A 13,626-nucleotide genomic window follows, 5' to 3' on the forward strand; every position below is an offset into this window, starting at 1 on the left:
GCCACGAGGTCTCCGGTATGAAGTTCTTGCTTGGTCGCAGAACCAGATACCGGAGACCTCTTCAGTTGTCGATCACCGCCACGCCGCGACCTTCACCGGCCACCACGACTTCTGAAACACGCCTTAGTCGTGGAGAAGTCCCTGACAACTAGTCACGCCCACTGGGCCGACGCCTCGGAACGAGAGAGGATCATCAACGATGACCTTGGTCGTGGCCTGCTTGAATAGGCTGACAGGGCGCCAAGCTGGCCACGCAAAGGCTCCAGACCGAGATGATGCGCGAGTACCACGGTTGCGGGCGTGGCCTCTCGTGGCGACGCGGCAGTGTGATCTGGCTGAGCGGGGGAGGACTGTGTTGTCGATGGCAATGCACAATCCTCCGTTGACCCGGAGCGTACTGGTAGTAACCCCCGCGTGCGGTCAGCTACGCCGGCCACGGCGGTCCCGGGCACATGCCGTCGATCAGCCGAGGCCTGAGGACGCAGCTCCAAGCGGCTCGCGGCCGGCGAGAACCTTAACCGCCGAGGCCACCGGCATCCCGGAGGCGCCGACGATCACTTCAGCCCGCCCCGGCACCCGATCCAAGGGGGGCAACGGAGGCACCAACTGGTGACCGAGATCGCAGAGCTGCCATTTGAGGAGCACGCTGCTGATTCTGCCGTGCTTGCGCTGTACCGGCAGGTGTTCGCCGTTCTGGCCCGTGACGCGAACCAGATGGTCGACGACCCGGCGCTCGTCCGCGTCGACGAGCTGATCCTGAACGCATTCGCGTCCGCGGGCCCGGCCGGCTTGACGGTGGAGCAGGTGATCGCTGCGTTCGGAGACACCTCGCCCGTCGCGGTCCGGCGCCGGTTCGAGGTGCTGCGCTCCTATCGTGCGATTACCAAAGTCAACGAGCGACCGAACGAGATGTTCTACCAGGCGGCATTCGCGCCGTACGTGATGCTGCTGTTCCTGCGCCGGCTGGCGCAGACCGGCGGCCTCGGCGAGCTGCACCAGATGCTGTCGATCGCCCGCCTCTCGATCGAGGACGCCGATACCACCCTCGAGCAGGCCCAAGCGCAGCTGCAGGACCTGGCGAACGTGTTCCGGCTGCTGGCGAACCCCATCATGCAGATGGCGAAGTCCGGGACGGTCGAATCGTTGCGAAGCTCGGCGCAGCCGATGCTCGGCAACAGCGAACTCATCGACAAGGCGACCGTCTTCCACAACCTGGCGACGGAGAAGTGGCCGCAGCTGTTGCCAGAGTGCACGCAGCTGCGGATGGCGTTGGCCGCGTATCGGGACGCGGTGAACGCCGCGGCGCGGCGACTGATCGACCGGGCCGGCCGAACCCGGGCGTTGGGGCTGTTGCCAGCGGAGAAGTGGCGCAGCTTCGCCCGCGACGCCACCGGCGACGAGCTTGCGGCCGCGCTGGACGGGTTGCTGTTCGACGCGCCGAATCCGCACTTCACCGTTGACGACCTGCTCGACGCGGTCGAAGAAGGGTTGCGGACCGACACGGGGCGGACACCGCCGCCTCGGCCGCGGATTGACGATGAACCAGGCCCTGAACAGGTCGGTGCCGATATGGAGGCGGAACTGCTTGCCACTCGGGCGGAGGAGCTGCTGGCCGGCCGCGACGAGGTCACCGTCGCCGAGCTGTTGGACACTGCCGGGGATTGGGCGGCCAGCCGTCGGGTGCTGTCGGACTTGACCGCGATCGGCTTGCGACCCGAGCTGCCTTACCTGCTGACCTGGGGGGACGGGCTGCGGATCAACGTGGTCGGAGACCTGACCTGGATCACCGACGGCTGGTTCAGGCGCCGGACACCGGCGGAGGCGCCGGCGTGAACGAACACGACACCGCACTGTGGTGGGCGAAGATCCGCTCCGGCGGCCCGCAACAGGCACCCGCGGGCAGCCCATCCCCAGCAGGGATGCGGCGCCTGGTCGAGCCGGACGCCCAGTCAGTGTGGTTCCTGCCGAACCTGCCGCCAAGTGCTGCGCCGGAGGTCCTCGCCGAGTACCGACAGGAACCGGCGACGCTACAGGATTCGGCCGGCACGCTACGAGTGTTCGCCGCCTGCCTGCGCTGCTGCTGGCCGGACCCGGGCACCGACTTGTGGCCGGGCCAGCCGGCCGATCTTACTGACGTCGACCAGGTGCTACAGCAGCTGACCCCGGGCCGGGACCGGGCCAGCCGGCGCAAGCTGCTGTCCGCCAGCCTGCGCCGGCTGGAAGCGTCCCGGTGGGTGCTGCAGACGGCCGACCGGGTCCGGCTGGGGCCTCGCGTCACCGGGTGGGGGTCGCTGGAGCTGTCCACGCTCCGGGAACTGTGGCGGATGATCCCCGACCCCCAGCCGAAGTCTGACCCAGGCGGAGGGGAGGCGCCGTGAACCGCAACCAGAACCCGCTGTTCGACTCCGTCCTTGCGACCCTGACCGACCGGCAGCGCGAACACGTCGAAGCGGCGTACGCCCTGCTGGAGCACAGCCGCGAACCCGTCCACCGGCAGGAACTGCACGCGTTGCAGGACCCGACCAGCCGGGACCGACTCGAGCAACTGCTGCGCCACACCGGCCGGGTCCTCGTCCAGGTCGACGGGCTGCGGTTCACCTCCGGATATGACGACACAGTTGCCGCGCAGCTCACCGCCGCCGGCTGGCAGCCACTGACCACCGTCGAGCGAGCCGTGCTCGCTCTCGTGCTCATCTACTCGGTCGCGATCGCCCGCAGCGAGGAACGCCTCGCTCCCGACACCTGGACGAGCCCGTACCCGACCACCGAGGCCGACATCCTGAAGGCCAGCAAACTCCCGGCGGTCGCCGCAAAAGCCGCAGCGAGCAAACTCGTCGCCGCCGGGCTGCTCACCCGGGTCCGCGACCGCGCCGACGCCGAAGGTGGATACGTGCCCGGCCCGCAACTGTTGCGCCTGACCCCGGCCGCTCGGGCCCGGCTGCAGGAACAGTTGATCCTCGCCGCCGCCCCGAACCATCCGCTCGCCGCCGCAATCCGTGAACGCCGCAACCGCACCGCCAGCAGGGAGAACATTCGTTGACCGCAGCAGGTAACCCCGTCGACGACGGCGCCACCGACATCGTCGGACCGCGGGTCCTCGCCGGCATCCAAATGATCAATATCTCCCGGCTGTCGACCCACCCGGTCCCGATCACCTCCCGCGGCCTGATCACCATCGCCGGCCAAGGACCGTCGGACTCCAACGGCGCTGGAAAGTCGTCGTTCATCGCCGGCCTCAGCCTGCTGCACGCCGACGAGCAGTGGCGGCTGCAATCCGGCGCGCAGGCAGCCGCCGAACTGCTGTTCACCGCCGAACTCGCCGGGCAGGAAGTCGTCCACGCGAACGCCGACCACGGCTACATCGTCGGCGTGTTCGTCCCGCCCACCGCCCGGGCGCTCGCCGAACTTGAGGCGGACGTGCTGACGGTGTGGCTGCGGATCAACCGGCAGGCGCCCCACGTCGAACTGCGATGGAAGCCGCAGCTGCACGTCGCGTACGGTGCCAGCGAAAACGACCGGGCCGGCAGCGCCGACGGCTTGTGGGACGAGTTACCGCGCAGCAACGGTCGTACCGACATCCGGGCGAACAAACTCGCCCGCACCCTGTATGGGCAGACCGTGCGATGCGTGTCGTTCCTGTCCACGTCGGTGCGAGCCAGCCCTACAGCGAACCTGCTGGCCCAGCCACTGAACGAGCTGACCCCGGAGCGGATTTTCGATGCGATCGGTGCGCTGACCGGCCTGACCCGCGAGATCGACGACGAACAGGCGGCCCGGCAGAATCAGTACCAAGCCGCGCTCGCCGCGAACACCGCGAAGGAAGAGTACGAGCGGTGGGACGAGCGGGTCACCGTCACCGAAGACATGATCCGGGCCCGCGAAGCAGCCCGTACGGTAAAGGCCGACGCGCTCGACAGTTGGCGGTCGCGGTGCGCCCGCTACCTCGTCGACGGTGTCGCCACGGACGCGGAGCTGCGGCATGACATCACTCAGCTCGAAGCCAAACGCAAAGAGCTCCAAGCAGCCATCGACGCTGCCGACGTCAAAGTCGGTCAACTTACTGACGACAAGGCGTTCGACGAGAGCTACCGGCAGCGGGTGAAGGCGTACAACGACATCGACGCCGAGGTGAACAGTCTACGGAAAGAACAGACCGGTTACGTCGCCCAGGTCGAGCTCCTCACCACACGTAGCCGCGCTTTGCGGGAGAAGGCGGTCGTCGCGGACGGTCGGACCGTCGCCCAGGCCGAGCATGAGCTCCGCGACGCCAACGCCGCGGTCGACCGCGCGCAACGCCGCAAAGGCATCACCGAACAAGCCGTCAAGGACGCACGTAAGGCGCTGGCCGCCGCAGAACGCGGCGAGGACGTCGCGGTCGCCCAGGTGCAGGCGCTGCGCGCGGCTGGCTTCACCGAGGCCGTCCCGCTTGTCGACGTGGTCAGTCTCACCGACGAGCAGCGCCCTGTCTGGGAAGCACGGCTGCTGCCGTATCGGCATGCGGTCGTCGTCACCGATGCGACTGCCGCCCAGGCGGCGCTCACCGACGTCCCCGGCTCGCTGCTCGTCGAAGCTGACCCGGACGGATTCGCGGGTGGCCCAGACCTGCCAGCGGCGGCGAACGCGGTGGTGACCGTGGCCCGGTTCCTGACCGCTCTGCGGGACCGTGCCGGCACCGGTGGACTGATCGACACGGCCGCCGGGGTGCATGGTATTGCTGGGTACGCAGAAGCCATGACCGGCCGCGCCGGCCGGATTCAGGCTGCCCGTGACGCCCTCACCGCCGCGTCCGCTGACGACGGTGAGGCGGACGACAGCGTTCGGGACGCGCAGCGGGCCAAGAAGCGTGCTGATGGGCGGGTCGAGGGAGCCAAGGCGGCGCTCGAGGCCGACGAGATCGACTCCCAGGTCGGGAAGTTACGGAAGAAGAACGCGAAGATCGATGAGGAGCTGGACGAACTCGCTGCCCCACATGCCCATGCGAAGAAGGCTTACCTGACGGCGCTTTCGGAGAAGAGCGGCCGCAACGAGCGGATCGCCGCCGCGAAAGCGGAGAAGGAACGGTTGAGCCGGGACCTGCAGCAGAACCAGGATCAGTGGCAGGCGAAAATCGACGCGCGGGCGGAGTTGGACCTGCCACGTCGGCAGGAAGCGTGGGCGGGCACCTTCGCGTCCGCGGAACAGCACCTGCTCACCCTCACCGAAACGGAGCAGAAACGCGGTGTCGCCGAATGGGACGACCTGTGTGCAGGGCAGACCGACCGGCTGCAGCAGGCGTGTTTCCCGCCGGGCACCCCGGACGAGCAGCTGCCGGAGGAGCTGAAAGTCGTCGACCAGCAGCGCCGCGACCGCCGGCTCAGCGCCTACATCCGGCTCATCCCGCAGGTACTGCGGATCATCGGCCAGCACCTCGACGACCTTGAAAGCATCGACCGGCAGCAACTCGACGAGATCAGCGCCGAACGGGAACGACTCACCGGGACGCTGCAGAGCGCCGAAGACCACCTGAGGGAGGCCCAACTCGCGGCGACCGCAGTGCGAGCCACCCTCGCGAAGGCCATCAAAGCCAAGCTGAAGCAGGTTTCTGACGAGTTCGACGCCCTCGACCAGGCGTATGGCGGGTACGGCGGCGCCCTCGACTTCCCCGAACCAGAACCACCAGCAGACCCGCAGAAGCCTTGGCAGTGGGCGATCACCCCACGGTGGCGACGCGGCGAAGGGAAACCACTGTCGTCGTACCAGCTGCGCGGCAACACCGCCCAGATGGACGACAAAGCCGTCAAACTCGTCTGCGCGGCCGCGCTTGCCGGCTCGCAGGACCGGCCGCTGCTGCTCGTCCTCGACGAACTCGGACGCAACCTCGGCTCTGCGCACCGCCGTGACGCGGTCGCCCTGTTCGAGAACATCGGCCGGGACCGGGCGATCAGCGTCGTCGGCGCCCTGCAGGACGACATGGAACGGTACGCCGTCGGCTCCTCCAGCCTGTACATCAAGCTACGGCGAACCTCGGACGCATACGCCTACAACCAGGCACCCGTCGTCGTCGGCAGCGAGTCCGAAACAGCCCGCGTCGAGCTGCTCAGCATGTGGATGACCTCCTACCGCGGGGAGACACAAGCGTGACGATCCCAGGCGGCTCCGCATCCGACAACGCCGTCCCGGACGCAGAACCGGATCGTGAAATCGTGCTGACCTGGATCACTGACTATCCCGGACTGGTCGTGTACGCGCCGCTACCAGCCAGTGGCCGGTATCCACGCGACCGGAACGGCGACCCGTACTACCGCAGCGTGCGGCTGCGGGCCGAAAACCCCGGTCAGCCGCCGCGCCGGCCCGCCGGCCTGCTTTCCGACACCGACTGGGCGTGGATGACCCGCAGCGAACACGCCTGGCGGCAGGTCGCCGACAAGTTCGGCGCCCAAGCCGAGACGATCGTGTTCGCCCTCGCCCGGGCCGCGTGCGTCACCATCGGCTACGACCTGAAAGGCAGCCGGCCAGCACCGAGTCCGAAGCGGGTGTACCCGCACCCCGACCTCTCTGCCGCAGAGAAGTACCGCCGCGCAGTCCGCCGCGACCAGCGGTCCACCCTGCAGTCCCGCGCCGCCGAACTCGCCGCCGACCTGCGCGATGAATGGCCCGGCGTCGCCCAAGCCCTGCACACCACCGAACACCCGGACCGGCTCGGCTGGGCAGTCACCGCCGCAACCGATCTGACCGCCGGCGTCGTCCACAACTCCGTCCGCGCCTTCGTGCAAACCCACGCGGGAAGCACCAAAGCCCGCGATGACGTTCAGCGGCTGCTGACCGAGCTCGGATTCGAACCCGACGCCCTCGCTGCACTCGGCCTATCCCGCAGCCCATACATCGGCATCGGCGGCCCGGTCCGGCTGCAGGTCTCAGATGCCGTCATCGATCTTTCCCCGCTGCCTGGCCCGCATGACATCCGGCTCAGCCCTCAGCACACGATCTCCATCGACATACGCCGCGGGACGGGGCCGCTTCTGATCATCGAAAACCGGCAGGCCGCCGAAACGCTATGCGATATCGACGCGGGCGTGCCGGTCATTTGGTGCCACGGCCAGCCACCAGAGCCCGTCCTCAACCTGATTGCCGAAGCAGCAGTGCAGGCCTCGTCAACACTGATCTGCACCGACGCCGACCTTGGCGGAGTGCGTATCGCCGCGAGAATCCACGACCACCTCGCCGCAGAGTTGACAGTCCACGTCATCGACGTCGGCGCTGCACGGCACCAACCCGGCCGGGCTTTCTCCGCTCACAGCCGGGCACATCTGGAACCGTTCGCGACCCGGAACGATCAGATCGGAGCCTTTGCCCGCAACTGCCTGGATCGTGGCTACGCCATCGAACAGGAGGCGACCGTGAAAGCAGCGCTGACCGAAGCACTGGATCGGATTCGACGAAACTGACGGCGGCGCAGCCCGCAGTGCAGTCACTCGATGCGAATCGATCGACGACGGCACGAAGCCACTCGCCCACTCGCTCCACACCCACAACATCCTGCCGCAGATGGCTACAGCCGCCATGGCTGGCGTCGGTGGAACGCAGGGCAAGGTGACCTGACCAAAGGCTCCGCATCGTGCCGTAGCGTGGGGACAGCAAATTAGAGGGACTTCCCCCGGCGATCCATGCTTGTGGTCTAGTGTTACGCAACGTAGTTCGCTACTGTTGGCGCATGAACACCCATTTCGAATATGGGTGCTACGTAGACGTGTCTCGGACACGTTAACGCCCACGGGTGTCAGCGATGGCGTTCGGTGGGGTTTCCGCTGTTCGGCGCTGATGCGGTATCGCTTGCGGTCGATAAGTCGGCGTGGGGGTTGGGATCGAATGGATGCCCAGCGCGCCGCCGATGGCGCAGCTGACCAGGGCATCGTGTTCAAGTAGGGCGTCAACCACTGCGTGGGGGTCGGTGTGCGGCATGCCGAGGTGTTCGGCGAGCTGCCGGATGGCCTTGGCTTCGTGGATGTAGACAATGCGTGGCCGGGTGGTGCCGGCCGGGACCGCGCTGCGGAAACCGTGACGGCACCGGTAGGCGGCGTGGCTGTTGACCCAGTGCGAGTCGAGGATCCGGCCGCACTCCTGGCAGCGGATCAGTCCGGTGAGTAGGTAGCGTCCGCTCGACCCGTCGGCGGGTGCCGGCAGGGCGTTGGTCTGCTGTGCGGCGACGAAATCGTGTTCGCTGACCAGCGGCGGATGCGCAAGGTCCCGGGAGATGACCCACTGTTGCATCAGGTTCCAGCGGCGTACCTCCGATTGACCGAGCAGGTCATCGGCGGCGTCGAGGGGGCCGCGGTCGGTGTGCTGCCGGTTCCAGACCTGCCGGCCGGTGTAGCGAGGGTTGGCCAGGATCGATGCCACCGTGCGTAGCGTCCATCCGGCGCCGCTGCGGTGCCGGTTTCGGCCGGGGTCGACGCTGGACGGGCAGGGCACGTGCCGGTCGTTGAGGTCGCGGGCGACTCCGGCGACGCTGCGCCCGGTGAGGCGCTGGGCGAACATCCACTGGACATGCGGAGCGGTGGCAGGGTCGGGTTCCAGCCGGTGGGCCACGCGTCCCCACTTGGCGTGGGCCCGGTTCGGGTGCGGTCCTGCCGCGACCAGTCGGTAACCGTACGGTGGTCGGCCGCCGAGGTGGCGGCCTTGCTCGATGACCTGGGCCCGCATGGCGGCCTTGGCGCGGAACCGCGAGCGTTGGACCTCTCGTTTGGAATGCACGCCGAGCAGGGCCAGCAGCGACAGGTGAAGGTCGTTGCTGGCGTCGACCGGGCCGTTGAGCTCGGGCAGCCACAGCTCGACGCCGTAGAGTTTGAACAGCGGCGCGAGGTCGCGGAACTGGTTGCCGTAGAAGGCTCGTTCGAACTCTCCTATTACCACCGCGTCGAATCCGCGGTCGGGGTCGGCGAGGGCTGCCAGCAGTCGCGCGGCTTGCGGGCGGCGCGGCCAGGGCAACTGCCGGGAATGGCCTACGTCGAAGAATTCGGCCACGATGACGCCTCGGCCGTCGATCACGTCTTCGGCGAAGTCGCGCTGCCAGCGCGCCGACGACAGCTGGTCCTGGAATTCCCGGGTCGACATCCGGCCGTAGAACGCGAAGCGGATGCCCAGGGGATGTGGTGTTATCGGGCGCCGCTTCCGTGGGCGGCGTCGCCGGTTCGGCTGCCGTATCCACCAGCCGAGCAGGTCGGGGGCGTCGAGCTTCGCCGAGTCCTGCACCAGGACCTCCCACACTGAGGTTTGCAGTTACTCATCTCGATATTGGTGGACAACGACGCAGGGGTTGGCTGGACTCGGCCCCGCACACAGACCTGTTGGCTCGACTGGTAGGGCAACCGCCGGTCGAGTGGGGCGCGTTCTGTCGATCTCGTAGTGGTTGAAGATCCTTATGATCACCCGTGGCACATGCCCGGTCACGGTCGATCTTGGTCTTGTCCAGGGGAGGACGCGGTCTTCGCCGACCTCTCGGGGAGGCAAGCCGATCGACACCGCCATCGGCCTTGCGTGCGTAGCCCATGAATGTGTGCCTATGCGGTGTCACCGCACGGTGAGCGGAGGCCTTGACGAAATCTTGACGGTACGCCGCATCGGTCGTTGAGACGCCGGTCGGAGCATGAATGGCGTAAGGCACGGAAGCGAGGTAGGGAGACGGCGATGATGGGCTACGGCTGGGGTATGGGGATGGGCGGTTGGATCTTCATGGCCCTGTTCTGGATCGTGGTTGTCGGGCTGATCGTCTGGGGCGTCGGCGTTCTGCTGCCCCGGGGCCGTTCGGAGCAGGGTGGCCGGCCGGAGCGGCCGGAGGAGATCCTCGACCGTCGGTTCGCCCTCGGCGAGATCGACGTCGAGCAGTACCGGCGGGCACGCGAGGACCTGGCGGCGGCCCGTTCGGCCCGGAGGTGAGGACGATGAGGCACAAGCGGGCGGCGCTGGCCGCGGCGATCGTCGCGGCGGTGACAGCGGTGACCACCGGGGCAGCCTGGGCGGCGGCCGATCCATCACCCCCGAACTGGAACATGATGGGCGGCCACTCCGGCCCCGGCATGATGAGCGGCGCAAGCATGATGGGCGGTTCCTACGGCCTGGCCGGTGACGGGCAGCGGGTGGAGTCGCTGGACCAGGCCCGTCAACGCGGGGCCGCGTTCGCCGACCGGCTCGGTCTGCGCGTCGGTGAGACGATGCAGTTCGCCAACGGCTACTACGCGGAACTGACCACAGAAGCGGGGCGCGGTGCCACGGAGGTGCTGATCGATCCGGGCAGTGGTGGGGTCAGCGTCGAGTACGGTCCGGCGATGATGTGGAACACCGGCTACGGGATGCACGCCCGCGCGACGACCGGGGCGGCGCGGGTGTCGGCGGCCGAAGCCACCACCATCGCCCAGCGCTGGCTCGACCGGCAGGGGAGGGGACTGGTTGCCGGCGAGGCCGATGAGTTCCCCGGGTACTACACCCTGCACACGCTGCGGGACGGAAGGCCGGTCGGGATGATGTCGGTGAACGCGTACACCGGCGCGGTGTGGGATCACACGTGGCACGGGACGTTCGTCACCATGAGCGAGGAATAGGTGCCATGCGGGTTGACGGGGTGGAGCCGGGCGCCGGGGGCGCCCGGTTCCGCGCGCTGGTGGTCGACGACGAGCCACCCCTGGTGCAGGTCGTCTCCGGCTACCTGACCCGGGAGGGCTTCGACGTGGTCACCGCCGCAGACGGCAACGCCGCCGTGGAGTCGGCCCGCGACACCGAGCCGGACGTGATCGTGCTGGACCTGATGCTGCCCGGTATCGACGGCGTCGAGGTGTGCCGGCGTGTCCGGGCGTTCAGCGACGCGTACATCATCATGCTCACCGCCAAGAGCGACGAGGTGGACAAGTTGGTGGGGTTGTCGGTCGGGGCCGATGACTACCTGACGAAGCCATTCTCACCCCGGGAGCTGGTCGCCCGGGTGCGCGCCATGCTTCGCCGCCCGCGTACGCCTTCGGCCGTACCGGAGACCCAGGTCCGCCGATTCGGCGACCTGGAGATCGACGTGGCCGGGCGGGAGGTCCGCGTGCGCGGCCAGGATGTTGAGCTGACGCGCACCGAATTCGACCTGCTCGACGCGCTCAGCGCGCAGCCCCGGGTGGCGTTCAGCCGGCGGCAGTTGCTGGACCATGTCTGGGGCGGCGACTGGTACGGCGACGAGCACGTCATCGACGTGCACGTCGGTAACCTGCGTCGCAAGCTCGACGACGACGCCACCCAGCCGCGCTACGTCCGCACCGTCCGTGGCGTCGGCTACCGGATGGGTCCGGGCTGATGCGGCCCGGACTGCGAACCGACCGGCTCTCGACCCGGCTGTTCATCGCGCAGTCGCTGATCGTGGCTGCCGGGGCGGTCACCCTGGTGCTGGTGGCGTTCGCCGTCGCGCCGGCCCTGTTCCGCAGTCACCTGCACCGCATGATGGGCATGTCCGCCGGCATGACCCAGGATCTCGAGTCCGCCCTGATCGCCACGCTGCTCGTCGCGCTCGGTGTGGCGGTTGGCGCCGCTCTGGTGACGTCGTTGGCGGTGAGCTGGTTCATCACGCGGCGGTTGGCCGGTCCGCTGTCCGAACTCTCCGGAGTCGCGACCCGCGTCGCCGACGGTGACTACGACGCGCGGATGCCGCCGAGCCGGCTGGGAGCGGAGCTCGCCGCGGTGGATGACGCGTTCAACCGGATGGCCGCCACGCTGCAGAACACCGAACGGCGCCGGCTGGAGCTGCTCGCCGACCTCGCACACGAGCTGCGTACCCCGATCGCCACCGTCGACAGCTTCCTCGAGGGCATCGAGGACGGTGTCATCCCCGCCATCCCGGATACGTGGCGGACGCTTCGCGATCAGACCAGGCGGCTGGACCGCCTGGCCGATGATATCCACGGCCTCTCGCGGGCGGAGGAACGCCGGGCCGACCTGCGGGTCGAGCCGCTGGACGTCGACGTGGTCGTTGACGAGGCGGTTCGCGCCGCAGCCGCCGGTTACGCAGACAAGGGCGTCGTCCTCGAACACCGGGCCGGTCCCGCGCCGGCGCGGGCGCTCGCCGACCCCGACCGGCTGCGCGAGATCCTCGACAACCTGCTCGGCAACGCGCTCCGCCACACTCCCACCGGCGGAAGCGTCACGATCACCACCAGCTCCAGCGCCAGAGAGGCGGCCATCGCGGTCGCCGACACCGGCGAGGGCATCGCCGCCGAGCACCTGCCACACGTGTTCGATCGGTTCTACCGGGCCGACCCGGCCCGCAGCCGGACTACCGGGGGTAGCGGCATCGGGCTGACCATCGCCCGCGCCCTGGCCCAGGCCCACAGCGGCCGGCTCTCGGCCGCCAGCGCCGGCATCGGAGCCGGTGCCACCTTCACCCTCACCCTGCCCGCAATGCCGGCCCGCTGAGTTGCCGGCACGCAGGCGGGGGAAGCATGTGACGTGCGCCCGATCACACGTACGCGGGGATGCGGTCGGGTGCGTCTCCCACGCGACCGACGCCCCGCCCCTACTGAAGCCCGGGCCCGTTCTTCAGCGAATCTTCATGGTCTTCGGACGGGTCTTCCGCCGACTTCGCGTCATTGTTGGTGGGGGCGGAAGGTCACCCTGAACCCTGCCAGGACAGGGGCCCTCGGCCAGCAAGTTGATCAACGATGAGAAGGTGGACGCAGCCGATGAGCAGGACGTCGCAGCCGACGCGACCGAGCAGCAGATCCGGCTCCGCGCGTAAGGCGCAAGCCGGCGAGCCGCAGTCCGGGCCGACCCGGAAGATCGTCGTGACGGCGCTGGCCGCGCTGGCCGTCCTCTCCGCCGTGGTGGTGTTCGTCCTGCGGGACCAGGGCTCCTCGGCTGACCACGGCGCGGCGGGTACCGGGCACGACGGGTTCGGGCACGTGCACGGGGTTGCGACCGACCCGGGCAGCGGGGCCCTGTACGTCGCCACCCACGTCGGGCTGTTCCGCGTCGACGACGCGCACACCGCCGTGCGGGTATCGAAGGACGCCCTGGACCTGATGGGCTTCACCGTGGTCGGCCCCGGGCATTTCCTGGCCTCCGGCCACTCCGAGGACGGCCCGGCCAACGTAGGTCTGATCGAGTCGACCGACGGTGGGGTGACCTGGCGGGCGAAGTCGCTTTCCGGCGCGGCGGACTTCCACGGGCTGCAGGCCGCCCACGGCTCGGTGTACGGCTACAACTCCACGGATGGTGCGTTCATGGTGAGCGTCGACCAGCGGACCTGGGAGCAGCGGTCCCGGGTGGCGATGGGGGAGTTCGCGGTCAGCCCGACCGATGCGCAGAGCATCCTCGCGGTGGGGCGCGACGGGCTGCAGCGCTCCACCGACGGCGGCCGGAGCTGGCAGACGGTCGCGGGCGCTCCCGCTGTCGGCCTACTCGCCTGGGACCGCACCGGCGTGTGGGGGGTGGCCCAGGACGGAGCGATCTGGTCCTCGACCGATGGCGGGCAGCAGTGGCAGCGCCGCGGAGCGGTGCCGGGGCAGCCGCACAGCATCGCCACCGACAAGGGCACGCTCTTCGCCGCGCTCGCCGGTGACCGGGTCGTCGCCACCACCGACGCGGGCGCCACCTGGACCGACCGGTACGTGCCGCAGTGAGGTC

At 68.8% G+C, this 13,626-nt stretch carries 11 protein-coding genes; 10 read left to right on the plus strand and 1 reads right to left on the minus strand.

Features of this window, described 5'->3' with window-relative positions:
• The first annotated feature begins 609 nt into the window (after window positions 1–609).
• From ABD52_RS03610 to ABD52_RS03630, 5 genes are read left to right on the plus strand one after another with little or no spacing between them, the layout of a single operon-like run.
• Window positions 610–1,833, plus strand: coding sequence for a hypothetical protein (locus tag ABD52_RS03610; protein ID WP_047890770.1), 1,224 nt, complete (start codon window positions 610–612; stop codon window positions 1,831–1,833).
• Window positions 1,830–2,378, plus strand: a complete 549-nt coding sequence (locus ABD52_RS03615) for a hypothetical protein (RefSeq protein ID WP_047890771.1) — start codon at window positions 1,830–1,832, stop codon at window positions 2,376–2,378. Before ABD52_RS03610 ends, ABD52_RS03615 begins: the two co-directional genes overlap by 4 nt.
• Window positions 2,375–3,040: a hypothetical protein gene (locus ABD52_RS03620; protein ID WP_047890772.1), complete on the plus strand. Its 666-nt coding sequence runs from the start codon at window positions 2,375–2,377 to the stop codon at window positions 3,038–3,040. The genes ABD52_RS03615 and ABD52_RS03620 overlap by 4 nt, the downstream gene beginning before the upstream one ends.
• Window positions 3,037–6,120, plus strand: coding sequence for a hypothetical protein (locus ABD52_RS03625; RefSeq protein WP_047890773.1), 3,084 nt, complete (start codon window positions 3,037–3,039; stop codon window positions 6,118–6,120). The genes ABD52_RS03620 and ABD52_RS03625 overlap by 4 nt, the downstream gene beginning before the upstream one ends.
• A complete protein-coding gene (locus ABD52_RS03630) occupies window positions 6,117–7,424 on the plus strand; it encodes a hypothetical protein (RefSeq protein ID WP_235437322.1) in 1,308 nt (435 codons plus the stop codon). Before ABD52_RS03625 ends, ABD52_RS03630 begins: the two co-directional genes overlap by 4 nt.
• A gap of 316 nt (window positions 7,425–7,740) precedes the next feature.
• On the opposite strand, the gene ABD52_RS03635 is transcribed toward ABD52_RS03630, so the two are convergent.
• Complete coding sequence (locus tag ABD52_RS03635; RefSeq protein WP_082171192.1) at window positions 7,741–9,228, minus strand: recombinase family protein; 1,488 nt, start codon at window positions 9,226–9,228, stop codon at window positions 7,741–7,743.
• 435 nt (window positions 9,229–9,663) lie between these two features.
• Between ABD52_RS03635 and ABD52_RS03640 the strand changes: the two genes are divergently transcribed.
• The 5 genes from ABD52_RS03640 to ABD52_RS03660 all read left to right on the plus strand — a co-directional run bounded on the left by ABD52_RS03640 (window position 9,664) and on the right by ABD52_RS03660 (window position 13,622).
• Window positions 9,664–9,912 (plus strand): SHOCT domain-containing protein, encoded by a 249-nt coding sequence (locus ABD52_RS03640; RefSeq protein ID WP_030271497.1) that lies wholly within the window; start codon window positions 9,664–9,666, stop codon window positions 9,910–9,912.
• 5 nt (window positions 9,913–9,917) lie between these two features.
• Entirely contained in the window at window positions 9,918–10,574 is a 657-nt protein-coding gene (locus ABD52_RS03645; protein ID WP_200905159.1) for a hypothetical protein, read from the plus strand.
• 5 nt (window positions 10,575–10,579) lie between these two features.
• Window positions 10,580–11,305, plus strand: coding sequence for a response regulator transcription factor (locus tag ABD52_RS03650; protein WP_047890774.1), 726 nt, complete (start codon window positions 10,580–10,582; stop codon window positions 11,303–11,305).
• Window positions 11,305–12,417 (plus strand): cell wall metabolism sensor histidine kinase WalK, encoded by a 1,113-nt coding sequence (locus ABD52_RS03655; RefSeq protein WP_036310736.1) that lies wholly within the window; start codon window positions 11,305–11,307, stop codon window positions 12,415–12,417. Before ABD52_RS03650 ends, ABD52_RS03655 begins: the two co-directional genes overlap by 1 nt.
• A gap of 266 nt (window positions 12,418–12,683) precedes the next feature.
• Window positions 12,684–13,622 (plus strand): F510_1955 family glycosylhydrolase, encoded by a 939-nt coding sequence (locus ABD52_RS03660; protein ID WP_030271505.1) that lies wholly within the window; start codon window positions 12,684–12,686, stop codon window positions 13,620–13,622.
• Window positions 13,623–13,626: the final 4 nt, after the last annotated feature.

The organism is Micromonospora sp. RV43 (assembly GCF_001029515.1).
Taxonomy (GTDB): Bacteria; Actinomycetota; Actinomycetes; order Mycobacteriales; family Micromonosporaceae; genus Micromonospora; species Micromonospora aurantiaca.